Source organism: Brevundimonas sp. (genome assembly GCF_035627055.1).
Taxonomy (GTDB): Bacteria; Pseudomonadota; Alphaproteobacteria; order Caulobacterales; family Caulobacteraceae; genus Brevundimonas.
The window spans coordinates 246,821-272,014 of sequence record NZ_DASPMM010000018.1 but is presented as its reverse complement, the minus strand read 5'-3'; the positions used below and the strand labels follow the sequence as shown (position 1 = coordinate 272,014).

The following is a 25,194-nucleotide window of genomic DNA, read 5'->3' as shown; positions in this document are numbered from 1 at the left end:
TTTCCGCCGCTCCCCCGCGCGAAAGCTTCGTCCGTGAACGCCATCCTGCCCAACCGCTACGCCATGCCCGACGCCGAAGGCCGCTTCGGCCCCTACGGCGGACGGTTCGTGGCCGAGACGCTGATGCCGCTGATCCACGAGCTGGACGCGGCCTACGAGGCGGCCAAGGCCGACCCCTCCTTCCAGGCCGAGCTGGACGGCTTCCTGACCGACTATGTCGGCCGGCCCAGCCCGCTGTATCTCGCCGAGCGGCTGACGGCCCACTACGGCGCGGCCGACATCTGGTTCAAGCGCGATGAGCTGAATCACACGGGCGCGCACAAGATCAACAACTGCATGGGCCAGATCCTGCTGGCCATGCGGATGGGCAAGACCCGCATCATCGCCGAGACCGGCGCCGGCCAGCACGGCGTGGCCACGGCGACCGTCTGCGCCCGCTTCGGCCTGCAGTGCGTCGTCTACATGGGCGCCACGGACGTCGAGCGGCAATCGCCCAACGTGTTCCGCATGAAGCTGCTCGGCGCCGAGGTCGTGCCGGTGACCTCCGGCCGGGCCACGCTCAAGGACGCCATGAACGAGGCCATGCGCGACTGGGTGACCAATGTCGAGGACACCTACTACCTGATCGGCACCGCCGCCGGGCCGCACCCCTATCCGGCCATGGTGCGCGACTTCCAGGCGGTGATCGGCCGCGAGGTCCGCGCCTCCCTGCTGGCCCGCAAGGAGAAGCTGCCCGACGCCTGCGTGGCGGCGATCGGCGGCGGGTCGAACGCTATCGGCCTGTTCCATCCCTTCATCGAGGACGCCGGCGTGCGTCTGATCGGCGTCGAAGCGGCCGGGCGCGGGCTGGACGGCCCCGATCACGCCGCTTCCCTGCAGGGCGGCCGCCCCGGCGTGCTGCACGGCAACCGCACCTATCTGCTGCAGGATGACGACGGCCAGATCCTCGAAGGCCATTCGATCTCGGCCGGGCTCGACTACCCCGGCATCGGCCCGGAACATGCCTGGCTCAAGGACATCGGCCGCGCCGAATACCGCGCCACGACCGACGCCGAGGCGCTGGAGGCCTTCCAGCTGTGCTCGAAGCTCGAAGGCATCATTCCCGCCCTCGAACCCAGCCACGCCCTCGCCCGCGTCGGCGAGATCGCCCGCGAAGTAGGCAAGGGCGGCGATGTCGTGCTCAATATGTGCGGGCGGGGCGACAAGGACATTTTCGCCGTGGCGAAGCATCTCGGCGTGGAGCTCTAGACCATGAAATTCTTCCTTCTCGCGGCCGCCGCGGCAGCGATGGCGGGGCCCGCGACGGCCCAGGGCGCGCTTCCCGACGTGCCGATCCTCGCCGGCGCCACCGCCGCGCCCGATTGCGGCAACCTGTACGGTCTGGCCGGCCGCGCCTTTTGCGTCAGCGCGCCCCTGCCCGGCATCAGCGGACTGGCCGACGCCTATACCGCCGAGCTCGAGGGCCGCGGCTGGATCGCGGCCGGGGGGGACGACAACCGCGTGGTGTTCGTCAGGCGGCGGGACGGCGGCGGCTGCGACGGCCTCCAGATGCAGGCCTTCTACGACACCTCGCGGCCGGTGAGCCCGGAAGCGACCGGCTATCTCGGATTCGGGGTGATTCCGGGCGACGTGTGCGCGCCGGCCCAGCCGGCTGCGGCGGAGCCGACGCCCCAACCATGACCACTGCGCGCATCGACGCCCGCTTCGCCACGCTGAAGGCCGAAGGCCGGGCGGGCTTCGTGGCCTATGTGATGGCCGGCGATCCGACGCGGGATCAGGCGCTGGAGATCCTGCGCGGCCTGCCGGCGGCGGGGGCCGACATCATCGAGCTGGGCTTCCCCTTCTCCGACCCCATGGCCGAGGGCCCGCCGATCCAGCGCGCGGCCCTACGCGGCTTGAAGGCCGGACTGACGCTCAGGGGCACGCTCGACCTGGCGCGCGCCTTCCGCGAGGGCGACGCCGATACGCCCGTCATCCTGATGGGCTACCTCAACCCGATCGAGACATACGGCTACGACGCCTTCGCCCGGGACGCCGCCGCCAGCGGGGTCGACGGCCTGATCGTGGTCGACTGCCCGCCGGAAGAGGCCGGGCCGCTGTCCGACGCCCTGGACGCCGTCCAGGTGTCGCTGATCCGTCTGGCCACGCCGACCTCCGACGACGCCCGGCTCAAGCTCATCGCCGAACGCACCTCGGGCTTTGTCTACTATGTCTCGGTGGCCGGCGTGACCGGGGTCAAGGAGGCGCAGGCCCTGTCGGTCGCCCCCGCGGTGGAGCGGGTGCGCAAGGCCTCGGGCCTGCCGGTGGCGGTCGGTTTCGGGGTGAAGACGCCGGAACGCGCGGCCGAGATCGCCCGCGTCGCGGACGCCGTCGTGGCCGGCTCGGTGCTGGTCGATGAAGTGGCGGCGGCGCTCAAGGCGAACGAACCGGCGCCGCGGCGCGTTCTCGGCAAGGTGAAGGCCCTCGCGGACGCGGTCCGGGGTGCGCGGGTCGCGGAAACGGTCTAAAGCGCCACCATGGCTGACAAGACTCCCCCCAAACCCCAGGAAAAACGCGGCGGCTGGCTGTCCCGCTTCGCGCCCGGCGTTCGCAAGATCGTCAGCCGGCGCGACACGCCGGACAATCTGTGGGTCAAGGATCCCGACACCGGCGAGATGCTGTACCGCTCCGATCTGGAGGGGTCGCTGTGGGTTACGCCCTCCGGTCGGCACATGCGCATCGACGCGCCGACGCGGCTGCGCTTCACCTTCGACGGCGGCGAGTACGAGCCGATCGACACGCCCGAGGTCCCAGAGGACCCGCTGAAATTCTCCGACGGCAAGCCCTACAAGGAGCGGCTGGCGGCGGCGCGCAAGGCCAGCGGGCGGCGTGACACCATGGCCATCGGCTTCGGCGAACTGGACGGCACGCCGGCGGTGGTCATCGTCCAGGACTTCACCTTCATGGGCGGTTCGCTGGGCATGGCCGCCGGCGAGGCCTTCATCGCCGCCGCCCGCGCCGCGATCGAGCGGGGCGTGCCGCTGGTCTGCTACACAGCCGCCGGCGGTGCGCGGATGCAGGAAGGCGCCCTCAGCCTGATGCAGATGGCCCGCACCACCCTGGCCATCCAGGAACTGAAGGCGAAACAGCTGCCGTTCGTCGTGGTCCTCACCGACCCGACCACGGGCGGCGTCACCGCCAGCTACGCCATGCTCGGCGACGTCCATCTGGCCGAGCCCGGCGCCCTGATCGGCTTCGCCGGCCCGCGCGTCATCGAGGCCACCATCCGCGAGAAGCTGCCGCCGGGCTTCCAGCGCGCCGAATACCTGCAGGAAAAGGGCATGGTCGACCGCGTCGTCGTCCGCGCCGACCTGCCGCGCGTGCTCGGCCAGCTCCTGTCGATGCTGATGGGCGGGAAGCGCCGGGCGGCCTGAGGCCGATGGACCCGATCTCCGAACGACTGAGGGCGCGTCACCCGCAGCGCATCGACCTGTCTCTGGAGCGGATGCGCTTGCTCTGCGCAGCGCTCGGCGATCCGCAACACCGTCTGCCGCCGGTGATCCATGTCGCCGGCACCAACGGCAAGGGCTCGACCGTCGCCTTCATCCGCGCCATCGCCGAGGCGGCGGGCTTGCGCGTCCACGCCTACACCTCGCCGCATCTGGTGCGCTTCAACGAACGCATCCGGCTCGCTGGAAGGCTGATCGAGGACCAGCCGCTGAACGCCATCCTCGACCGGGTGGAAGCCGCCATCGACAGCTCCGGCAGCCAGGCCACGGTGTTCGAAAGCACCACCGCCGCCGCCTTCGTGGCCATGAGCGAAACCCCGGCTGACCTGGCTATCATCGAGGTCGGGCTCGGCGGGGTTCTGGATGCGACCAATGTCATCGAGCGGCCGCTGCTCAGCGTCATCACCCCGGTCGACCTCGACCACGCCGAATTCCTCGGCGCCAGCCTGCGCGGCGTGGCGGTCGAGAAGGCCGGCATCCTCAAGCCCGGGGCGCGGGGTCTGATCGCCCGCCAGCCGGAGGAGGCTATGGCCGCGATCGAGGTCGCCGCCGACGCCGTGCGGGCGCCGCTGACGGTGATGGGGACGGATTTCGACGCCTGGGCCGAACGCGGCGGCATGGCCTTCCAGGACCAGAGCCGCTTCCTGGACCTGCCGGCGCCGGCGCTCGCCGGCCCACATCAGGTCGCCAACGCCGGACTGGCGGTCGCCGTGGCGCTGGAGCTGGACCTGCCTGAAAGCGCCATCGCCAATGGACTGCGCACGGTGCGCTGGCCGGCGCGGATGCAGCGTCTGACCGCCGGTCCGTACGCCGACGCGGCGCGGGCGGCGGACGCGGAGCTGTGGCTCGACGGCGGGCACAATCCGCACGCAGGACGGGCGCTGGCGGAAGCCCTGCTGGAACGTCAGGCCCGCGCGCCGCGGCCTCTGGCGCTGATCGTCGGCATGCTCGCCAACAAGGACGCCGGCGGCTTCTTCGAGGCGCTGAAGGAGACCGGCGCCACGGTGTTCACGACGTGCTTCGACGGCGCGGCGGCGGAACCGGAGGCGCTCGCGGCGGTGGCGCGGGGTCACGGGCTGGGGGCCACGGCCTGCGCCTCGACGACGGAGGCGCTGGAGCGCGCGCTCCGTCTCGGGGCGGGCCGGGTGGTGATCTGCGGCTCGCTCTACCTCGCGGGCGAAGTGCTGGGCGCGAGCCGCGAGACCTGGCCGGACTAGATCAGGCCGCCGCCGACGACGAAATCCCGGCTTCCGCCAGCCATTCGACGATCTTGCCCTTGGGCATGGCGCCGACCTTCATCGAGGCCAGCTGTCCGTCCTTGAACAGCATCAGGGTCGGAATGCCCTTCACGCCGAGCCGGGACGGGACCATGGGCGAATCGTCGATATTGACCTTGGCGATGGTGACCTGACCGGCCAGTTCGTCGGCGATCTGCTCCAGCGCCGGGCCGATCTGCTTGCACGGGCCGCACCACTCGGCCCAGAAGTCCACCAACACGGGGGTGGACGATTTCAGGACGTCGGCGTCGAAGCTGTCGTCGGTGACCTTGACGGTGGCCATGGGCTCTCCTTGGTGCGCCCGGAACAAGCGGCGCGATGCGGTTTCAGCCGGCCATCATGCGATGATTCCAGCCGTTCGGAAGCGATGTGGGGCGCGTCGGCGATCAAATCAACGCGCGTCCGCCAGGGCTGCGTCCATCAGTCCCTGCGGGACCGGCATCAGCCTGGGCCCGTCGGTCCAGACCAGCGCCGCCTCGACCGGACGATCCGGGTAGAGCCGCCTCAGCACCGCGACATAGACCGCCAGCTGCAGCACATAGGCCGGATCGGCGTCCTCGATGCGGTCCGGGGCGGGGCGGTTGGTCTTGTAGTCGACGACCAGCACCCGGTCCGGCGTGATCACCAGCCGGTCGATGCGGCCCGAAACCGCCACCCCCCGCGGCAGCTCGGGCGCGCTTCCCGACAGGGCGACCTCGGCCCGCGATCCGGGCCCGAACACCGGCGCGAAGCGGGCGTCGTCCAGCACGGAGAAGGCGGCGGCGACCATCTCGGCGCGCTGGTCGTCGGTCAGGTCCCGCTCTCGGGACAGCATTCTGACCGCGGCCGGAGCCCGCTCGGCTTCGTCGATCTCGGGCAACCGCTCCAGCAGCCGGTGGATCAGGTCGCCGCGCCGGAACCGGCCCAGCGGCGCCCCGGGCCCGCCGGCGGTGGCGAGGGGCGAGGGGGCGGGAATGCGGACCGAGCCCTCCAGCTGGGACGGCGCGACGTAACGGGCGGCGTGGTCCGGAGCTGGCGCTGAAGCCGCCCATGGGGGCGCCGCCGCGCCCGCCGCCGCCCCCGCGCCCGAGGCCGGCAGCCGCGCGGGATCGGGGCCGAATCGGATCACGCCGCTCCCGACCTCACGGGAGTGGTCGCCGAGGCGCCCGAAGGTCTCGCTCAGCACGTGCCACCAGCTGCCGTCGTCATAGCCCTGTTTCGAGTTGCCGCAGGCCCGGCCCATCAGGATCAGCCGGTCCCGCGCCCGGGTCAGGGCGACGTAGAGCAGGCGCAGGGTCTCGGCGTCGGTCCGCGCCTGCCGGGCCTCGCGCGCCGCCTTCGAGGCGGGGCAGTCCTCCTTCGACGAGCCCGGACACATCAGCCACCCCTCGGAGCCCTGGTCCAGCGCCACCGGCATCAGCGACGGCCCCTGCGCCTTCGCCCGGGAGGTCGTGTCCGGCAGGATGACGATCGGCGCCTCCAGCCCCTTGGCGCCGTGGACGGTCATCACCCGCACCTCGTCGCGCGGCCCCTCCAGCTCCCGCTTGACCTCGACGTCCGCAGCCTCGAGCAGGGCGAGGCAGGTCTCCAGATCGACGCCGCCGCGGTCCTCCGCCGACAGCACCTGGTTGAGCGTTTCGTCGAGGGCTTCCTCGGCCTCTCGCCCCAGCCGGCGCAGCACACGGGCGCGACCCGACAGACCCTTGGCGTCCACCCGATTGAGCAGGCCGGAGAAGAAGGCGAAGGGGTCGCGGTCGCGGGTCTCCAGGGCGAAGGCCAGAAGGTCCCGGGCGTGTGACCACTCCGACCGCTCACCCGAACGGTCCCGCAGTTCCCGCCACAGCTTGCGCCGGTTCTCCCGTCCGGCGAGTGCGAACAGGCTGTCTTCGTCCACGTCGCAGAACGGGCTGCGCAGGACGCCGGCGAGGCTCAGGTCGTCGTCGGGGAACAGGGCGAAGCGGGCCAGGGCGATCAGGTCGTCGAAGACGATGTGCGACGACAGCTTCAGCCGGTCGGCGCCGGCCACCGGCACACCGGCGGTCTTCAGGGCCCGGATGATCTCCTCGAAGGTCGCGTCCCGGCGGCGCACGAGGATCAGGAAATCGCCCCAGCCGCAGGACCGTAACTTTCCGGATCTGCGGTCGTGGACCGCCTCGCCATCCTCGACCTGGCGGCGGATTTCGGCGGCCAGTCTGGCGGCCAGCCGCTTGCGCCCGCTCGTACCCGACTCCTGGTCGACCGGGTCCCAGACCTCCGGCTCCGGCGGCGCGAAGCCTTCGAACAGGGGCCACAGGTCGACGCAGCCGGGCTGCCCCTCGCGCTTGGCCACGTGCGGCGGGATGGCGCCGATGTCCTCTCCGACGAGGGCGGCGGTCCGCTCCGGACCCTCGAACACCGCGTCCACGAAGCGCAGCACCTCGGGAGTCGAGCGGAACGACGTCGCCAGTTCGACGCCCTCGAAGGCGGCGCCGGAGCCGGTCACGAGGGAGTCGTAGCGCTGGGCCTCCCGCCGCAGCCGTTCCGGCCGCGCACCCTGGAAGGAGTAGATCGACTGCTTTTCGTCGCCGACCGCGAACACGGTCCGCGCCAGCCGCTCGCCGGACGCGGGCAGGGGGGTAAAACGCTGTCCGCCCTCGCCGGCGAAGAAGCCCTCCGTCAGCGCCCGCAGGATGTCCCACTGCTGGGGTGCGGTGTCCTGGGCCTCGTCCACGAGCACGTGCTCGATGCCGCCGTCCAGCTTGTAGAGCACCCAGGCCGCCGACGCCTTCTCGGTCAGCAGGTCCACCGTACGGGCGACCAGATCGCCGAAATCAAGCGCGCCCTTCGCCGCCTTGGCCTGGTCGTACAGATGGGCGTGCGCCTCGGCCAGCATCAGCGCGTGCCGGGTATCCTGCGCCACCCGCGCTTTGCGCATCGTCTCCAGCGCCGACAGGTATTTCAACTGCAGGTCGGCCAGCCAGGCGCCCGCGGCCGGCGGCGCCTTGGCCGTGGCCATAGCCTTGCGCGGCGCGCCGTCGGTCAGGAAGACGCCGCCCAGCCCGGCGAAGGACCAGGCCGCCGCCCGCATCCGCTCGGCGCATTTCTGGTCGTTGCTCGAGCCCGCCGCCATTTGGACGGCGACCGCCAGCCATTCGCCCCCGTCGATCCAGCGGAGGAAGTCCGCCTCGATAGACTCCGGCGTCTCGTCCGGGGGGCTGCCCGCCAGAACGTGCGGCGCAGGAGCGCGGCCGTCGGCGACGCGGGCGGTGTAGTCGGTCAGCTTGGCGCGGTCGGCCTCGATCATGGCCAGCAGCGACTGGAAGGCGCCCCAGTCCAGCTCGACCGCGAAATGGCTGTAGGCGCGGCCGACCGGCCCTTCGGGCTCGCCCAGCGCCAGGCGGGCGAGGTCCTCGCGCGCCTCGTGCGACAGCGCCAGAGCCGCCTCGTTCTCCAGCACGGTGAAGCCGGGGGTGACGTCGGCCTCGATCGGGAAGCGGCGCAGCAGCTTCTCGCAGAAGGCGTGGATGGTCTGGATCTTCAGCCCGCCCGGCGTCTCCAGCGCCTTGGCGAACAGCCGGCGCGCCCTCGACAGGTCCGTGCCGGAGAGGCTGTGCGGATCGCCATGGTCGAGATCGGCGAGCGACTGCGCCAGCTCGGCGTCGTCCATCACCGCCCAGGCCCCGAGCCGGTCGAACAGCCGCGCCTGCATCTCGGCGGCGGCGGCCTTGGTGTAGGTGACGCACAGGATTTCGCCGGGCTGGACCTCCTCCAACAGCAGCCGCGCCACGCGGTCGACGAGGGTCGAGGTCTTGCCCGATCCGGCGTTGGCGGTGACGAACACCGACCGGCGCGGATCGGCGGCGGCGATCTGGTGCGGATCAGGCAGGATGCGGGCGCTCATTCGGCGTCTCCGCTGTCTTCACCGCCGACCACGTGCCACTCCCAGACCCGCGCGAGGTGGTCGTAGTTGCCCCCGAACGACCCCATGAACTGCGGCGCCACCCAGGACAGATAGGGCGTGGTCGGATCGTCGAAGCGCGCGATGCGGGTCTTCAGCCCTTCCAGCGCCGCCTCGGACAGGGCCACGGCCTCGTCCCCGGCCGCCCGCACCTTCGCCTCGCCCGGAATCTTGCGGCCGACGACGCGGACATAGGTCAACTCCTCCGGCTGGACCGGGCCCGTGTCGGACAGGCCCTCATGGGCGAGGATGGCGCCGGTCAGGGTCAGCTGGGGCGAGAAGCCGGACTTCACCTGCTTCGGCGAGGGGATTTGTCCGGTCTTGAAGTCCAGCACCGCCGCCCCCGTCGCGGACAGCTCGATCCGGTCCGCCTTGGCGGTCAGTCTGAACGGGCCGGCCGGGCCGGGAAGTCGCATCTGGACCTTCTCCTCGACCCTGATTTCGATCCCCCGGGCGCGCCGTTCCGCCTCCCAGCCGGACAGCCAGCGGGCGCAGTTGCGGGCCAGCGGCGCCTCCCGCGCCATGGCCGCGTCCTCGAACCCGTGGTGGCCCAGCTCCTCCAGCAGCAGGGTTTCCAGCTGGTCGGCGCAGTCCTCCGGCAGAACCTCCGGCCACGACACCGTCAATCGTTCGACCGCCTTGTGCACCGCATTGCCGCGCGCCAGGGCTTCCGCCGATTGGCCGGGCCGGTCCATCTGTCTCAGGTTCAGGACATAGCGGGCGTAGATGGCGTAGGGATCCCGCACCCAGCGCTCGACCCCGGTCACCGGCAGTTCGCGCGGCCGGCGCTCGACCGGCGGCCTCGGAGCGGGCCGGGAGGCGTAGTCGGGCGTCGGCTGTGGCGGAGCGTCGAGAGCGCGGGCCTGTTCGAGCCAGACCGACGGCCGCTCCAGAACCACCGGCGTCTCGTCGGCGTCGGCCCCGCGGGTCAGCATCTCCAGCCGCCACAGCCAGCGCGACTTGACCGCCGGCTGGCCGCCGCGGCGTTCGGAATGGACCAGGATGGCCTCCTGGGCGCAGGCGGCCTGGACGAAGTCCTGCGCGGTCTGGCCCAGCCGTCGTTCCGGCGGCGGCAGGCCCAGCGCCTTGCGCATCGGCCGCGACAGGAAGGGGTCGGTCGGGGCGGCGTTGGGCCAGACGCCTTCCTCCAGACCGGCGAGGATCATCCGGTCGGCGCGGACCAGTCGGGCCTCGATGGCTCCGAGAATGCGCAGCCGCGGCTGGTTGGCCCCGCCCGTGCGTACGGTCTCCTCGCCCAGCAGGGCGCCCACCAGTTCGGCGAAGTCGGCGCGGGAGAGGGCGCCCAGCGACGCGCCCCCTTCGATCAGAGCGGCCAGCAGCGACGCGGCGGACTCCCCGTCGGGCCCGGCCCAGGCGTTCTGGCCCGCCAGCGACTCGACGAGCGCCGTCAGGGCCCGGGCGGCCGCGTCCAGCGGCGCCTCGTCGGAAAAGGGTGCGCGGGCGGCGTCGGACAGGCTCTCCAGCCGGTCGAGCAGACGGCGAGCGGCGGCCACGCGCGCGATCGTGTGTTCGGAGCGCGGCTTGCCGTCGTCGCGCGGTTCGGCCGCCTTCAGAAGGGCGCGGCGGGCGCGGGCCCAGTCGCGCAGCCGCGGCCCGCGCAGGGCGTATTCCTCCAGCGCCCCGACCGCCCGCGCGGAGTCCGCTTCGCCGAGGTCGAGCCGGACCAGCGGGTGCTTCAACAGGCCGAGCAGCGCATGCGGGTCGAGCGGATGGGCGATGAAGCGGGCGGCGAGGTCGATCAGCCGGCCGGCCGGCATGCGCGACAGGGGCTGGCCGGAGGAGTTGTCGGCGACGACGCCCCAGCGTTCGAGCCGGGCCGCGACCCGCCGGCCGAGCGCGAGATCGGGCGTGACGAGGGCGCAGGTCTTTCCCGGAGTCTCGAGGGTCTCGCGCATCATCAGGGCCAAGGTCGCCGCCGCCTCCTCCTCGGCGCGAACAGTGACGACGGAGAGACCCTCCAGTCCCTCGGCGATGGGGTCCGTCGAACGCTCGCGAAAGGCGTCGGCCCTCAGGGTCCGGATCAGATCGCGCCAGTCATCGGTGGCGTCGGCCGGACGCAACGCCTCGTTGAGCAGCCGCTGCCGGGCTCCGCTGCGAAGCGCCCCCGCCGGGTCTTCCGGAGCCGTGAACCACGGCCTCACGCCCTCGCGCTCCACCCCATGCCGATGAAGCAGCCGCCACAGGGCGTTCTGCGGGTGCTGCTCGTTGTCCCGTAGCTGGGACCAGACGCCCGCGGCGAGATCCCGGTCCAGACCCGGCAGGACGACGCAGCCTTGCGGCGCGGCGGCGACCGCGGCGAGCACGTCGGCGGCGGCGGGGGCGGTGCCGGTCGAGCCGGCGGCGATCACCGGCTGGGTCGGCGGCCGTTCGGTCCAGGCGTCCGCCAGCAAGCGCAGCAGCCGGGCCCGGCGCCAGGCCGGATCGACCAGCCCCATCGCCGCCAGCCGCTTCGGCCAGGCCTCGACGGCGAGGCCGAGGAATTTCGCCGACTCCTGCCAGTGCTCGGCCAGATCGCCTTCGACCAGGGTCGCCACGCGCCCGAGATCCTCGATCTCTTCCAGCTGACAGGAGTCGAGGAAGCCGCCGAGCGCGTCCGCCATCTCCAGCGCCCGCAACGGGGCGAGGCCGGGGCGAAAGTCCTCGACGATCATCCGCGCCATTTCGAAGCGCCGGGTCAGGGGCGCGATCGCCGGCGGCAGGTCGAGGCCCAGTTCGCCGGGCGCGAACGGCGGCTCGTCCTCCTCGAGATCGCCGAGCGGCCGCACCTGCGGCAGCAGCACGGGCCGGTCGCCGGCCAGCTTGGTCAGGGCCGAGGTGAAGGCGCGGGCGGCGCGCCGGTTGGGCAGCAGGATGACGGCGTCGGACAGCGCCTCGGGCGGATGCTCGCCCAGCCAGTCAAGCACGCCGGCGGCCAGGTCCTCGAGGAACGGCCGCCGCGCCTCGATGGCGTACCAGCGGGGTCCGGCAGGCGCGAACGGATCGAAAGGACCGCTCATCCCGCCGCGGCCAGCCGCGCCTCGGCCTCGGCCCGCGCCTGCGGGTCGCCGACGTGCATCCAGTCGCCGTCGAGCACGCAGCCGTACAGCCGGCCGGCGGCGGCGGACCGGCGCCACAGGCCGCTCAGCGAGAACGGCCCCTCCGGCCCGTCCGCGACGTAATCCGGACGGCAGATGTGCACGCCCATATAGGCGAAGGGCGCTTCCGGCGCGCCGCCGCGGAAGGTCAGCCGGCCGTCGTCGGCGAGGAAAAAGTCGCCGCCGCCCTCGAAGCCGATCGAACCCTCGCGCCGCGCCAGCAACAGGACGGCGTCCATGATTGACGGATTCCACAGGCGAGCAAGTTGATTCAGCGCGGAATTCCCCTCGCGGCCATTGTCGGTCCAGACGCTGTCGATATTGGCCACGAAGACGGGGTCGGGGCCGAGCAGGGGGGCGGCCTTCTTCAGCCCGCCGCCCGTTTCCAGCAGTTCGGCGCGTTCGTTCGAGATGATGATGTCCGGGCCTCGCCCGCGCGCGGCCAGATGATCCTCCAGCCGGTCGGCGAACCAATGGACATTGACCACGGCCCGCTCGACCCCGGCTTCCGCCAGCCGGTCCAGCACGTGATCGATCAGCGCCCGGCCCGCCACCTCGACCAGCGCCTTGGGCCGGTCGTCGGTCAGCGGCCGCATCCGCGTCCCCAAGCCGGCGGCGAGCACCATGGCGGTCTTCGGAGCCACGCTCATCCGCGTCTCTCTTCCGGGACATGGCGCGCGAACCACGCCGCCACGGCCTCGAGCCCCGGCTGCCGCAAATTGGCGTTCAGATGGGCCCAGACCCGCGGCATGAACTGCCGGTAGCGCGGCTTGCCGTCGCGGGCGATCAGCCGGGCGAAGACCCCGAGGATGCGCGTCTCGTTGAGGGCGGCGAGGGCGACATAGTCCCGCCAGTAGGTCTCGCGGTCGACCAGGCTAACCTCGCAATAGTGGTCGAACGCGACCTTCTCGAGTTCCGGCGGTACGTCGCGCCGCGCGTCCTGTAGCAGGGAGTGCAGATCCCAGACGGGATGCGCCATCACCGCGTCCTGGAAGTCGATCAGCCCGACCCGGCGGTGGTGGGTCCGTTCCGGCAGCCAGATCAGGTTTTCGGCGTGATAGTCGCGGTGGGCGATCACCCAGGCCTTCTGCTCGCCCATCGCTGCGATCGGAGCCCAGGCGGCGGTCCATTCTTCGAGCGCGGCGGGACCGAAGGCGAGATCCGGGTGCAGCTTGGGCATCCATTCGACGAACAGGTCCGCGCCGCCCGTCATCGCCACGGCGTCATAGGTCAGCAACGGCCATTCGCCGGCGGGGCCCTGCATCGTCGGCGGCTGCAGGGCGGCCATGTGCAGCCGGGCGAGGGCGTCGACGGCGGCGAGATAGAGCGGCGCCTGCGGTTCCCCCGCCTCGATGACGCGGGCGAACAGGTCGTCGCCGAAATCCTCGATCACGGCCAGACCAGCCCCGGCGTCGACGGCGATGATGTCCGGTGTCGACAGGCCCGCGTGCCGCATGTGCTCGGCGACCGCCGCGAAGGCCTCGATCCGCCCCGCCGACAGCCGGGCCACGGCGTTCCAGCCCGCCGCGCCGCGCTGCTCCGGCGTCCATGACGGGTCACAGGGTTGGGACTCCGCCGACGGCGCCTGGTCCATCAGCATCAGCGTCGCCCCGGCCGGCGTGGTCAGCCGCTCATAGCGGCGCGTCGAGGCGTCTCCAGGCAGGGGCGCGCGCACGGCGTCGGCGAGGCCGGCCGCCTTCAGGAAATCCAGACGCTGTCGTTCGCGGTCAGACATGGAGGTTCTTCAGCTTGCTGTCCCACGTGCCTACGCCAGAAACGGTCGCAACGCGCCCCGTCCCCTGTTCCGCCAGGCTCACGCTCAGCCGGTCGGGCCCCAGCCAGACGAACGGATCGTCCCCCAGCCGCTCCGGCCATTCAATGACGACGCAGCCCTCGTCGAGCGCCTCGTCCAGCCCGATCTCTGCGGCCTCCCCGGCGCGGGTCAGGCGATAGAGATCGAAATGCGCCACCGGCGGCGCGCTCTCGTAGAATTGCACCAGGGTGAAGGTCGGCGACGGCACGTCCTCGTCCGGCCGCGTCAGGGCGCGGATCAGCCCACGCGCCAGCGTCGACTTGCCCATGCCGAGCGGCCCGTACAGCAGCACGGCCTCGCCCGGGGCCAGCCACGGCGCGATGGCCGCGCCCAGCCGCGCGGTGGCGTCGGCGTCCTTCAGGGTGACCACGCGCGGCTCAGGCAAAGTCGGCGTCCGGCTGGCTGGGCAGGACCCGCTCGGTGAAGGCCTTCAGCGCATAGGTCGCCCGCGCCGCGTCGATGTCGAGCCGCGCCGGCGCGATCGGCTTGCCGACCTTGAGGAAGAACCGCTTGCGCTTCTTGTTCAGCAGTTCGTGGAACAGGGTCACGTCGCGCAGTTCCTGCGAGAAGCGGTCGAACCAGTGGAACAGCCGCGAATGGGGTCCGGCGACATGGATCGGGACGATCGGCGCGTCGTATCTGCGGGCCAGGGAGACCGCCGTCGGGGCCCATTCCGGGTCGGTCACCGAGCCGTCCTTCGCCACCCGCGCCAGCCGCCCGGCCGGGAACATGACCACGCAGCGTTCGGCCTCGAAGGCTTCGCGCGCCGCCTGCAGCGTGGCCCGCGTCTTCTCCCGGGTGCGCTTCTCCACCACCCATTCCACCGGAATGACCGCCTCGCCAAGCCGGGGCGACACCCGCAGCGCGTCGGCGTTGGCGAAGAAGATGGCGTCGGGCCGCCGCGCCCGGATGGCGTCGAACACCGCGATGCCGTCGGCGATCCCGGTCGGGTGATTGGCCACCACGATGCAGCGGCCGCTCGTCGGGATGCGGTCGGCGTTCATCACCGTCACCTTCAGGCCCAGCAGGTCGCTCATATAGTCGAGGGCCTCGGCCCCCGAGAGCGGCCGCACCGCGTCGGCCATGCGCACGGCCTGGCGATAGTTCAGCAGCCTGTAGAGAAACGGCCGGGCCAGCGGCCACAGGGCCGAGCGCGTCAGCCGGGGCGCGCGCTCGGCGATCAGCACATCGCAGATGTGCGGCGCCTCCGGGCTGGGGCGCGCTGCGGACGAGGTCAGGGCGGCGGCGGTCATTCGCCCCGGTTGTCGCCGGTCGCGGGACGCTCCGCAAGCGCCGAGGGCGAGTGGGCGGCATTGACGCGCGGGCCCCGCGGCGCCACCCCTTCGCGCCGTGATTTCCGCTCAACGCCGAGGATCCCCGCGCATGCGTCCCATGACCCGCCTCCTGACCGGCCTCAGCGCCGCCGCCCTTCTCGCCACCGCAGGCCTTCCCGCCCTGGCGGAAACGCCTGTCGCGCCGGCGGAAGCGGCCGAGGAGGCTGCGGCCGCCGCTGCGCCTGTCCAGGCCGCCGAGCCGTTCACCTACCGCGACATGATCTCGGCCAACCGGCTGGGCGATCCGCAGGTGTCGCCGGACGGCCGCTGGGTGGTCTATTCGGTGACCACCACCGACGTGGAGGCCAACCGCCGCCAGGGCTCGCTCTACATCATGGACCTGCAGGACCCGGGCGAGGGCCGACGCCTGGCGATCAGCGAGGGCGGCGCCAACACCGCGCGCTGGGGCTCGGACGGCAAGCTGTATTTCCTGTCCAGCCGGTCGGGATCGAGCCAGGTCTGGCGCGCCGAAGCCGACGGGACCGGCCCGATCCAGGTCACCGACCTGCCGCTGGACGTCAACGCCTACCGGCTGAGCGGAGACGCGGCCAGGGTCGTGGTCTCGCTGGCGGTGTTCCCGTCCTGCGCCGACCTGGCCTGCACCGTCGACCGGGCGAAGGCGGAGGCCGACGGCAAGAGCACCGGCCAGGTCTATGACCGCATGTTCGTGCGTCACTGGGACACCTGGAACGACGGGACCCAGAACCATCTGTTCGTCGTCAATGCCGACGGTTCGGGCGAGCCGGTCTGGGTGACGCGGGGTTTCGACGGCGACACCCCCTCCAAGCCGTTCGGCGACGAAAGCGAGTTCACCTTCACCCCCGAGGGCGACGCCGTGGTGTTCTCGGCCCGGCAGGCCGGCCAGAGCGAGCCGTGGAGCACCAATTTCGACCTCTGGCGCACCCGCGGCCTCAGCGGCGACGGCGTGTTCGAGAACCTGACCGAGGACAATGACGCCTGGGACACCGGTCCGGTGTTCTCGCCTGACGGCCGGACGATGGCCTATCGCGCCATGGCCCGCCCGGGCTTCGAGGCCGACAAATACGCCATCTTCCTGCGCGACGTGGCGACCGGCCAGGTCCGTCAGGTCGCCGCGAACTGGGACCGCTCGGCCGACAGCCTGCAGTGGTCGAGGGACGGCCGCACCCTGTACACGACCGCCGGCGACGTCGGACAGACCCGCCTGTTCGCCATCGACGTGACCAGCGGTTCGGTCACCCCGATCACCGGCGAGGGCCACGTCTCGGCCTTCCAGCAGACGCCCTCGGGCTTTGTCTTCGCCCAGGACAGCCTGACCCGCCCCAGCGAGCTGTTCGTCAAGACCTTCCTAGGCCGCGAGATGCCGCGCCGCATCACCGACGTGAACCCGCAGTTCGACGCCAAGGCCTTCGGCGAGGCCGAGCAGTTCACTTTCCAAGGGTGGAACAACGAGACCGTCCACGGCTACGTCATCAAGCCGGCCAACTATGTCGAAGGTCAGAAATACCCGGTCGCCTTCCTGATCCACGGCGGTCCGCAAGGCTCGTTCGGCAACAGCTGGTCCTACCGCTGGAATCCGGAGACCTACGCCGGGGCCGGCTATGCGGTGGTGATGATCGATTTCCACGGCTCGACCGGCTACGGCCAGGCCTTCACCGACGCGATCAGCGAGCACTGGGGCGACCGCCCGCTGGAAGACCTGCAGAAGGGCTGGGCCGCTGCCCAGGAGCGCTACGGCTTCCTCGACGGCGACCGCGCCTGCGCTCTCGGCGCGTCCTACGGCGGCTACATGATCAACTGGATCGCCGGCAACTGGCCCGGCGAGTTCCAGTGCCTGGTCAACCACGACGGCGTCTTCGACATCCGCGGCATGGGCTACGGCACCGAGGAGCTGTGGTTCACCGAGTGGGAATACGGCGGCACGCCCTACGAGAACCCGCAGGGCTATGAGCGCTTCAACCCGGTCCATCACGTGGCCAAGTGGGAAGACCCGATGCTGGTCGTCCAGGGCGACCGCGACTTCCGCATCCCGACCTCGCAGGGCCTGTCGACCTTCACCGCCCTGCAGCGGCGCGGCATCGAAAGCCGTCTGATCGTCTTCCCCGACGAGAACCACTGGGTGCTGAAGCCGGCCAACAGCCTGCAATGGCATACCGAGGTGTTCGGCTGGCTCGACAAGCACCTGAAGCCGGTCGAATAGGCCACGGCTCGCGATCCAGAGAGGGCGTTCCCGGCCACGGGGGCGCCCTTTCTCATGCGCGGGCGCGGCCGACTGAGCCTTTCCGGGCGCTCATGCGTTGTCTCCGCTCGACGGAGTTCGCGCTTGCCCAACCCCTTGAAGGACAATCCGAACTGGCTCGTGGTGCGGGACCGGGCCCTGGTCCCCGCCGGCGCGCGCCTGCGCGGCTGGCGCGATTGGGTCGTCGCCAACGACCCCTTCTATGCGGCGGCGCGGCGGCCGGCCCTGCCCGAGAAGATCGCCGCCAGCATCACCCTGGTGCTGATCGCCGCCATCGTCCTGTTCCTGCTGCTGTTTGACTGGAACATGCTGCGCGGGCCGATCGGCCGCTGGGCCTCGGCGCGCTACGACCGCGAAATCCAGCTCAACGGCGACCTCGACGTCAATCTGTTCAGCTGGACGCCTTCGGCGCGGGTGCAGAACCTGCGCATCGGCGGGCCCGACTGGGCGCGTCAACAGGACACGCTGAAGGTCGAGGACCTGCGGGCCTCGGTGCGGCTGCGCGCGCTGATGGGCGGCCACATCGAGATGCCGCTGGTGCAGATCACCCGCCCCAAGGTAGTGCTGATCTCGACCGAGGACGGGCGCAAGAGCTGGCAGCTGAATCCCGACGCGCCCGACACGGGGGAGGGGCTCAGGCTGCCGCCGATCAACCGGCTGCTGATCCAGGACGGTCAGGTCTCGCTCGATGAACAGCACCGGAAGATCAAGCTCGAGGCCACCATCAACGCCCGCGAGGGCTCCGACGGCCAGGCCGGCTTCCATCTCGACGGCAAGGGCACCATCAACGGCACGCCGCTGACGGTGCTGGTCCAGGGCGGCCCCTTCATCAACATCCGCCGCGACCGGCCCTACACCTTCCATGGCGAGATCGCCGGCGTCGGTACGCGCCTGATCGCCGACGGCTCCATCACCCGCCCGTTCGACCTCGGCCAGTTCACCGCCACCCTGCGCCTGCAAGGGCGTGACCTCGCCGACATCTATCTGCTGACCGGCGTGACCACGCCCAACACCCCGCCCTACCGTCTGGCCGGTCGGCTGACGCGCGACGACGCCAAATTCACCTTCGCCGACTTCAGCGGCCGCGTCGGCTCCTCGGACCTGTCCGGCGACGTCGTCGTCAACAAGGTCCGCGACCGGCGCCGGGTCGACGCCGACCTGCGCTCTCGCCTGCTCGACATCGACGACCTGATGGCCGTGCTCGGCGCCGAGCCGCGCGTGGTCGCCGGCGGCGATACCGTGGTCAGCTCGGGCGCGCCGGGACGGTTGCTGCCGGACGCCCCGCTGAACGTCGAGCGCCTGCGGGTCATGGACGGCACGCTGCGCTACAGGGCGGCGCGGGTGAAGCGCAACGAGCTCGACGTGCGCCAGGTCGATATCGGGGCCGATCTGAAGAGCGGCATCCTCAACCTCGATCCGGTGGCCTTCACCTTCAACCGCGGCGAACTGCGCGGCACGGCCAAGATCAACGCCACCCGCGACCGGCCGTACAGCGCCATCGATTTCCGCCTGCGCGGCTATCCGCTGGAATCGATCATCCCGGCCCGCAACGGCGTCCCGACCGTCAGCGGCCAGGCGCTGGGACGGGCGCGGCTGGAGGGCCCCGGAGCCTCGGTCCACGACTTCGCCGCCGCCTCGAAGGGAACCATCAGCCTGGTCGTGCCGCACGGGCGGATGCGCGAGGCCTTCGCCGAACTGATGGGCATCAATGTCCTCGCCGGCCTGCTCAAGATGGACGATGGCTCCACCGCCGAGATCCGCTGCGCCGTGGCCGATTTCACCGTCAGCGGCGGCACGGCGACGGCGCGGACCTTCGTCATCGACACCACGCCGGTGCTGGCTCACGGCAGCGGCTCGATCGATCTCGGCGCCGAGACCATGAACCTGCGCATCGACGGCGAGACCAAGGAGGCGCGGCTGGTCCGGCTGTGGGCCCCGATCCTGGTGCAGGGGCCGCTGACCTCGCCGAAGGTCGATGTCGATCGCGGCGAGGTGGCGGCGCAGGTCGGTCTCGGCGCCATTCTCGGCGCCCTGGTCAATCCGTTCGCGGCCCTGGCGGCCTTCGTCGACCCCGGCCTGGCCGAGGACGCCAACTGCGGGGCGCTGATCTCGTCGGCGAGGTGATTGAGCCGGGGCCCCTCTTCGTGCCTATCCTGCGCGGATGACCCGAAGAGGCTTCCTCGTTCCCGCCGCCGCCGCGCTCGCCGCCGCCTGCTCGCCGCTCGGGGCCCTGAACGCCCTCGGCCCGCGCGACCGCGGCGTGCGCCGGGTGGCTCGCGGCCTTCCCTATGGCGACGACCCGCGCCAGCGCATGGACATTCTCGCCCCGACCGCGACGCCTGTCCGTCCCTGGCCGGCGCTCGTGTTCTTCTACGGCGGCGGCTGGGATTCGGGGGCCCGGTCGCAATACGGCTGGGCGGCGCATGCCCTGGCGGCGCGCGGCTTCCTGGTGGCCATGCCGGACTACCGCATCGTGCCTCAGGTGCATTTTCCCGCCTTCATCGAGGATGCGGCGGCGGCGACCTCTCGGGTCGGCGCCATCGCCGGGGGCTACGGAGCAGACCCCGCCCGACTGGCGGTGATCGGTCACTCCGCGGGCGCCCACCTGGCCATGATGATCGCCCTGGACCGCCGCTACATGGCCGCCGCGGGCGCGCCGGACCTGATCAGGGCCGCCGTCGGGCTGGCGGGGCCGTACGACTTCCTGCCGCTGGACGTGCCCGCCTCAATCAACGCCTTCAGCCGGGCGCCGGACCTGACCCTGACCCAGCCGGTCACCTTCGTCCGCGCCGACGCGCCGCCTCTCTGGCTGGGCCACGGAATGGACGACACGCTGGTCGAGCCGCGCGACACCACCGTCCTGTGCGAGCGGATGCGGGCCGTCGGCGGCCGCTGCGAGGCGAAGCTGTATCCCGGTCTCGACCACGCCGACCTGATCGCGACCTTCTCGCCGCTGTTCCGCAACAAGGCGCCCGTACTGGACGATGTGAGCGCCTTCCTGCGCCGCGAGCTCGCGTGACGGAGCGGACCGCGCGGCCGAGCCCCTGTCTCGCCAAGGTCATGTTTGTCCGCTATCTGGGGCCATGACAGACATGATGACTGGCCCGATGACGGGCCCGGCGGCTCTGGACCGCCTCGAAACCCTCTACAATGCAGCCGTGGCCAACCTCCGCGAGGCGGTTCGGACCTTCCTCGCCACCGGCGAGCGCCCCGATCCGGAAGCCCGGGCCCAGGGCCTGTTCTCCTATCCCGAGCTCAGGGTCAGCTGGTTCGGCGACCGCCCCGCCAATCTGGCCAGCCGCGCCTATGCCCGCCTGTCGCGGCCCGGCGTCTATTCGACCACCATCACCCGGCCTGACCTGTTCCGCCCCTATCTGACCGAGCAGCTGGGCCTGCTTGAGGCCGACTACGGTGCGACTTTCGACGTCGGCCCGTCGGATCAGGAGATCCCCTTCCCCTATGTGATGGACGGCTCGGACGTGGCGCTGGACCGCAGCCAGACCGCCGCGGTGGCGCGCTATTTCCCGACCACCGACCTGGCCCATATCGGCGACGAGGTGTCGGACGGCCTGTTCGATCCGGCCCGCGACTTCCCCTTGGCCCAGTTCGACGGGCTGCGCACCGACTTCTCCCTGGCCCGGCTGCGCCACTATACCGGGACCCCGGTCGAGGATGTGCAGAGCTACATCCTGTTCACCAACTACAACCGCTACGTCGACGAGTTCGTGCGCTGGGCCTGCGAGCAGGTGGCCGATCCGGCCAGCCCCTATGACCGGCTGGTCTGCGCCGGCGGGGTGGTCATCACCCGCGACACGCCGAACCCCGGCGAGGTGGTCATGGACGCGGCCTGGAAGAAGCACCAGATGCCGGCCTACCACCTGACCGCGCCCGGCTGGAACGGCATCAGCCTGGTCAACATCGGCGTCGGCCCGTCCAACGCCAAGACCATCTGCGACCACCTGGCGGTGACCCGCCCCCACGCCTGGATGATGATCGGTCACTGCGGCGGCCTGCGCGACAGCCAGGTCATCGGCGACTACGTCCTCGCCCACGCCTATCTGCGCGACGATCACGTGCTGGACGCGGTCCTGCCGCCGGACATCCCCATCCCCTCGATCGCCGAGGTCCAGCGCGCCCTCTACGACGCCGCCAAGATGGTCTCCGGCGCGCCCGGCGAAGAGGTCAAGCGGCGCCTGCGCACCGGCACGGTGGTCACCACCGACGACCGCAATTGGGAGTTGCGCTACGCCAAGTCCGCCCAGCGCTTCAACCAGAGCCGGGCCGTGGCCATCGACATGGAGAGCGCCACCATCGCCGCCCAGGGCTACCGCTTCCGCGTGCCCTACGGCACCCTGCTGTGCGTCTCGGACCGGCCGCTGCACGGCGAGATCAAGCTGCCGGGTCAGGCCAACCGCTTCTACGAGGGCTCGATCTCCGAACACCTCCAGATCGGCATCCAGGCCGTCGACCTGCTCCGCGCCGAGGGCTCGCGCCTGCACTCCCGCAAGCTGCGCGCCTTCGACGAGCCGCCGTTCAGATAGAGCGCCTACCGCGCTTCGCGCTACTTGAGGCGGGCGGCTACTTCTTCAGCCGTTTGGCGTTGGCCACCGCGGCGGCGTGGATCGGGGCCAGGGCGTCGGCCTGCAGCTTCAGCATCGTCGCCCCGAAGGCCCAGCCGTCGCTGACGGCCCGGCTCATCGCGGCTGTCACCCAGGCGCCCTGCGCCAGCGCCGCCTCGGCCGGATTGCCCGCCTTCAGCACCGAGCCCAGCGCGGTCTGCGCCGCGGCGGTCTCGCGCGCGGCGACGGCGGCGGTGGTGGCGGCGAGACTCGCGGCGGCGTTCAGCCCGACGCTCGCAGACGCGGACAGGGCCTCGACCTTCTCCGACCCCATCAGGCTCATCTCGCGCAGGTCGGCTTTCAGCGGAGCGCGCACCGCCTCGGCGACGATCTCCAGCCGCCGGGCGATCACATCGCCGCTGGCCTGAAGCAATTCCTGCCCGGCGCGCGCGGTGCGGGCGGCCTGTCTGATCGGTGTCATGGCCCGACCGTGCGCCGCGCCGCCCCCTACGGCAAGACCTCGGCCGAGAACTCGGCCACGTCCTTGAGCAGGGCGGGGACGGCCACGTCGATGATTTCCTGTCCCTTCTCCGGACTGGCCAGCAGCGGGTCGGAGCCGATCCGCCCGTCAGGGAAGCGGGCGCGATAGTCCAGCGCGTCGCGGATCGGCCCGACCGGGGCGATCCTCGGCTCCATCACCGCCGTCTTGACCAGATGCGGATACGCCGCCTGGGTCACGGCGATCTCGGACGGCGTCGCATGCATGCCGTGCCCGGTCGGGAACATCCGGGTGCAGAAGCCGTGCACCCCCGGCAGGTCCCACCAGTTCTTCAGCTTCAGCACGAAGGGCGGCTGCTCCTCGACGAAGCTCCACTCGGCGTAGATCTCCGCGAAGGTGGCCTCGATGGTGGCGACGTTTCCGCCGTGCCCGTTGAGGAAATAGATCCGCTCGAACCCGTGCCGGCTCAGCGACGACACCCAGTCGGTGATCGCCGCCATGAAGGTCGAGGGGCGCAGGCTGATGGTGCCGGCGAAGGCCAGGTGATGCTGCGCCATGCCGATGTTGAAGGTCGGCGCGACGACCAGGCTCTCGTCCGACTTCTCCGCCGCATGGGCGATGATCTCGGGGCACAGCCAGTCGGTGCCGAGCAGGCCGGTCGGCCCGTGCTGCTCGTTGGAGCCGATCGGCACGACCACCGTCTTCGTGGTCTTCAGCCGCGCGTCGATCTCGGGCCAGGACGACAGGTGAATCAGCATGGGCAACGCTCCGGAACAGACGGCCGGGGTCTAGGCCGATTGCCCGCTGTCGCCAACCGTCACGGGACGAAAGCCCTGAGGAACCGCCGCGCCGTCTCCGCCGCGCGGGCGTCGCGGTCGAACGGCGGATGCGGCACGCCCAGTATGCCGCGCAGGTGGCCGTGGCCCAGCACCATGCCGGCGAACATCTCGGCCGCCAGGTCGGGGTCGGGGACCGACAGGGCGCCGGCGCGATCCTGCTCCGCCAGCCAGGCCGACAGCCGCCGCAGGCTCTCGCCCGGCCCCGCGTCATAGATCGCCCGCGCCACCTCCGGCGCGTGGGGCGACATCAGGGCCACGCCGCGCATCGAGGCGCGGCCGTCCTCGCCGACGATCTTGTCCAGCAACAGCGCCGCCAGAGTGGTCAGAACCGTCTGCGGGTCGCCGCCGTCGCGCAGGGGGGCGCTGATCGCGTCCATGCGGCGGCTCGCCAACGCCCGGCCGATTTCGACCTTCGACGGAAAGCGGTTGTACAGCGTCTGGCGCGACACCCCCGCGCGTCTGGCGATGGCCTCCATCGACACCCCGCCGCCCTGTTCGGAGAACAGCGCGGAGGCGGCGTCGAGGATGGCCTCGGTCTTGCTCTCGTCAACCTGTCCGCGGACCCGCGCCATCAGTGCGCCTCCGCCGCCGGGCCGCCCATGGCCATCTTGCCCGGCCGCGACAGCAGGGTGACGAAGGCGGCGAAGGCGCAACCGATGGCCAGCATGGCGAAGGCGTCTCCGAAGGCCAGGGTCGCGGCCTGCAGGTTCAGCATGCCATGGATCGCCTTCATCGCCGCGCCCGCCGGGTCCAGCGAACCGGCGAACCGCTCCTGCATCGCCGCCAGCAGGCCCGTCATCCCCGCGTCCGTATTGGTGATGTTCTGGGTCAGCTCGCTCATGTGCAGGGCGGTGTTGGTGGTCAGCGAGGTGTTCAGGATCGCCAGGCCGAAGGCGCCGCCGACGTTGCGGGCGAGGTTCACCAGGCCGGAGGCGTTCTTGACCATGTGCGGCGGCAGGGTCGACATGGTCACCTGCTGCGAGGCGATCATCGCCATCATCACCCCGACGCCGCGCAGGGCCTGCACCCCGGCGAACTCCCAGAAGCCCCATTCCGCGGTGACGGCATGGGCGTCCCACATCGACCAGGCGCACATCATGAAGCCGCTGAACATCAGGATGCGCGGGTCGACCAGCCGCACCAGCCGGCCCGCGACGGGGGCGGTGGCGAACATGGCCAGGCCCGACACCACCATGGTCGTGCCGACCTCCGCCGCCGAATAGCCGCGCACCCGTCCGAGGAACAGCGGCAGCAGGAAAGTGCCGCCGAACAGCGCCGCGCCGACGGTGAAGGTCATCACCACCCCGACCATGAAATTGCGGTTGGCGAAAGCGCGCAACTCGACGATCGGATTGTAGTAGCTCAGCGCCCGCCAGATGAAGGCCGGCCCCGTGATCGCCGCGACGACCGCCAGCAGCAGGATGTGGTCGTCGGCGAACCAGTCGTTCTTCGACCCTTCCTCCAGCACGAACTGCAGGCTCATCAGGAAGGTCGCCATCAGCCCCAGCCCCCACCAGTCGAAGCCCTTGGCCAGCGACGGGTCGCCCCTGTCGAAATTGGCGTAGCGGCCGACCAGGAACAGCACCAGCAGCCCCGGAGGCACATTGATGAAGAACAGCCAGCGCCAGCTCAGCTGCTCGGTCAGGTGCCCGCCGAGCGTCGGCCCGACGGTTGGCGCCAGGGTGACGATCAGCCCCATGATGACGCTGGCCGTCACCCGGTGCTTCGGCGGGAAGGCGGTGAAGGCGACGGCGAAGACGGTCGGGATCATGGCCCCGCCGACGAAGCCCTGCAGAGCCCGGAAGAAGATCATCTGCTCGACCGACCCCGACAGGCCCACCGCCACGCTCATGGCCATGAAGCCGGCGCAGGAGGCGAGAAAGACATTGCGTGTCCCCCACAGGCGCGACAGGTACCCCGACAGCGGGATCATCACGACTTCGGGGATCAGATAGGCGGTCTGGATCCAGCTGATCTCGTCGGCCGAGGCGCCGACCCCGGCCTGGATCTGCGGCAGGGAAGAGGCCACGATCTGGATGTCGAGGATGGCCATGAACTGGCCGATCACCATCCCGGCGAAGCCGAGCAGCAGGATCGTCCAGTTGACCTTGGGCTCAGCCGACGTCTGTTCGATTGTGGTGGCGGTCATGTCCTGA

General features: G+C 71.1%; 20 protein-coding genes. 9 read left to right on the top strand and 11 right to left on the bottom strand.

What is annotated here, in order from left to right; genetic code table 11:
• Nucleotides 1-63 precede the first annotated feature (63 nt).
• From trpB to VEA98_RS09555, 5 genes are read left to right on the top strand one after another with little or no spacing between them, the layout of a single operon-like run.
• On the top strand, nucleotides 64-1,248 hold the full coding sequence (gene trpB / locus VEA98_RS09575; protein WP_414642171.1) for a tryptophan synthase subunit beta: 1,185 nt from the start codon (nucleotides 64-66) through the stop codon (nucleotides 1,246-1,248).
• Between the two features lie 3 nt (nucleotides 1,249-1,251).
• A complete protein-coding gene (locus VEA98_RS09570) occupies nucleotides 1,252-1,680 on the top strand; it encodes a hypothetical protein (RefSeq protein WP_324813481.1) in 429 nt (142 codons plus the stop codon).
• The gene (gene trpA / locus VEA98_RS09565) at nucleotides 1,677-2,507 is read left to right on the top strand and encodes a tryptophan synthase subunit alpha (protein WP_324813479.1); all 831 of its coding nucleotides are present in this window, start codon (nucleotides 1,677-1,679) and stop codon (nucleotides 2,505-2,507) included. Before VEA98_RS09570 ends, trpA begins: the two co-directional genes overlap by 4 nt.
• Nucleotides 2,508-2,516: 9 nt before the next feature.
• Nucleotides 2,517-3,413: an acetyl-CoA carboxylase carboxyltransferase subunit beta gene (locus VEA98_RS09560; protein WP_324813475.1), complete on the top strand. Its 897-nt coding sequence runs from the start codon at nucleotides 2,517-2,519 to the stop codon at nucleotides 3,411-3,413.
• 5 nt (nucleotides 3,414-3,418) lie between these two features.
• Nucleotides 3,419-4,705: a folylpolyglutamate synthase/dihydrofolate synthase family protein gene (locus tag VEA98_RS09555; RefSeq protein ID WP_324813473.1), complete on the top strand. Its 1,287-nt coding sequence runs from the start codon at nucleotides 3,419-3,421 to the stop codon at nucleotides 4,703-4,705.
• A 1-nt stretch (nucleotide 4,706) separates the two neighbouring features.
• Here VEA98_RS09555 and trxA read toward each other — a convergent pair whose 3' ends face one another.
• From trxA to VEA98_RS09520, 7 genes are all read right to left on the bottom strand, one after another.
• Nucleotides 4,707-5,048, bottom strand: coding sequence for a thioredoxin (trxA, locus tag VEA98_RS09550; protein WP_324813471.1), 342 nt, complete (start codon nucleotides 5,046-5,048; stop codon nucleotides 4,707-4,709).
• Nucleotides 5,049-5,156: 108 nt separating this feature from the next.
• A complete protein-coding gene (gene addA, locus VEA98_RS09545; RefSeq protein WP_324813468.1) occupies nucleotides 5,157-8,624 on the bottom strand; it encodes a double-strand break repair helicase AddA in 3,468 nt (1,155 codons plus the stop codon).
• Nucleotides 8,621-11,698, bottom strand: a complete 3,078-nt coding sequence (gene addB, locus VEA98_RS09540; protein ID WP_324813465.1) for a double-strand break repair protein AddB — start codon at nucleotides 11,696-11,698, stop codon at nucleotides 8,621-8,623. Before addB ends, addA begins: the two co-directional genes overlap by 4 nt.
• Nucleotides 11,695-12,426: an N-acetylmuramate alpha-1-phosphate uridylyltransferase MurU gene (gene murU / locus VEA98_RS09535; RefSeq protein WP_324813462.1), complete on the bottom strand. Its 732-nt coding sequence runs from the start codon at nucleotides 12,424-12,426 to the stop codon at nucleotides 11,695-11,697. Before murU ends, addB begins: the two co-directional genes overlap by 4 nt.
• Entirely contained in the window at nucleotides 12,423-13,511 is a 1,089-nt protein-coding gene (amgK, locus tag VEA98_RS09530) for an N-acetylmuramate/N-acetylglucosamine kinase AmgK (protein WP_324813459.1), read from the bottom strand. Before amgK ends, murU begins: the two co-directional genes overlap by 4 nt.
• Entirely contained in the window at nucleotides 13,504-13,959 is a 456-nt protein-coding gene (tsaE, locus tag VEA98_RS09525) for a tRNA (adenosine(37)-N6)-threonylcarbamoyltransferase complex ATPase subunit type 1 TsaE (protein ID WP_324813457.1), read from the bottom strand. Before tsaE ends, amgK begins: the two co-directional genes overlap by 8 nt.
• 7 nt (nucleotides 13,960-13,966) lie before the next feature.
• On the bottom strand, nucleotides 13,967-14,842 hold the full coding sequence (locus VEA98_RS09520; protein WP_324813455.1) for a GNAT family N-acetyltransferase: 876 nt from the start codon (nucleotides 14,840-14,842) through the stop codon (nucleotides 13,967-13,969).
• Nucleotides 14,843-14,981: 139 nt separating this feature from the next.
• Between VEA98_RS09520 and VEA98_RS09515 the strand changes: the two genes are divergently transcribed.
• From VEA98_RS09515 to VEA98_RS09500, 4 genes are all read left to right on the top strand, one after another.
• Nucleotides 14,982-17,102: a S9 family peptidase gene (locus VEA98_RS09515; RefSeq protein WP_324813453.1), complete on the top strand. Its 2,121-nt coding sequence runs from the start codon at nucleotides 14,982-14,984 to the stop codon at nucleotides 17,100-17,102.
• A 123-nt stretch (nucleotides 17,103-17,225) separates the two neighbouring features.
• Complete coding sequence (locus VEA98_RS09510; protein WP_324813450.1) at nucleotides 17,226-19,265, top strand: AsmA family protein; 2,040 nt, start codon at nucleotides 17,226-17,228, stop codon at nucleotides 19,263-19,265.
• Between the two features lie 37 nt (nucleotides 19,266-19,302).
• A complete protein-coding gene (locus VEA98_RS09505; protein WP_324813448.1) occupies nucleotides 19,303-20,160 on the top strand; it encodes an alpha/beta hydrolase in 858 nt (285 codons plus the stop codon).
• A 64-nt stretch (nucleotides 20,161-20,224) separates the two neighbouring features.
• On the top strand, nucleotides 20,225-21,682 hold the full coding sequence (locus tag VEA98_RS09500) for an AMP nucleosidase (RefSeq protein ID WP_324813445.1): 1,458 nt from the start codon (nucleotides 20,225-20,227) through the stop codon (nucleotides 21,680-21,682).
• A 37-nt stretch (nucleotides 21,683-21,719) separates the two neighbouring features.
• Here the strand turns inward: VEA98_RS09500 and VEA98_RS09495 are convergent, their stop codons facing one another.
• The 4 genes from VEA98_RS09495 to VEA98_RS09480 are packed head-to-tail and all read right to left on the bottom strand — an operon-like array spanning nucleotide 21,720 to nucleotide 25,187.
• Nucleotides 21,720-22,181: a hypothetical protein gene (locus VEA98_RS09495; protein ID WP_324813443.1), complete on the bottom strand. Its 462-nt coding sequence runs from the start codon at nucleotides 22,179-22,181 to the stop codon at nucleotides 21,720-21,722.
• 26 nt (nucleotides 22,182-22,207) lie between these two features.
• Nucleotides 22,208-22,957: a creatininase family protein gene (locus VEA98_RS09490; RefSeq protein WP_324813441.1), complete on the bottom strand. Its 750-nt coding sequence runs from the start codon at nucleotides 22,955-22,957 to the stop codon at nucleotides 22,208-22,210.
• A 59-nt stretch (nucleotides 22,958-23,016) separates the two neighbouring features.
• Nucleotides 23,017-23,610: a TetR/AcrR family transcriptional regulator gene (locus tag VEA98_RS09485; RefSeq protein WP_324813438.1), complete on the bottom strand. Its 594-nt coding sequence runs from the start codon at nucleotides 23,608-23,610 to the stop codon at nucleotides 23,017-23,019.
• A complete protein-coding gene (locus VEA98_RS09480) occupies nucleotides 23,610-25,187 on the bottom strand; it encodes a DHA2 family efflux MFS transporter permease subunit (protein ID WP_324813436.1) in 1,578 nt (525 codons plus the stop codon). Before VEA98_RS09480 ends, VEA98_RS09485 begins: the two co-directional genes overlap by 1 nt.
• Nucleotides 25,188-25,194 lie beyond the last annotated feature (7 nt).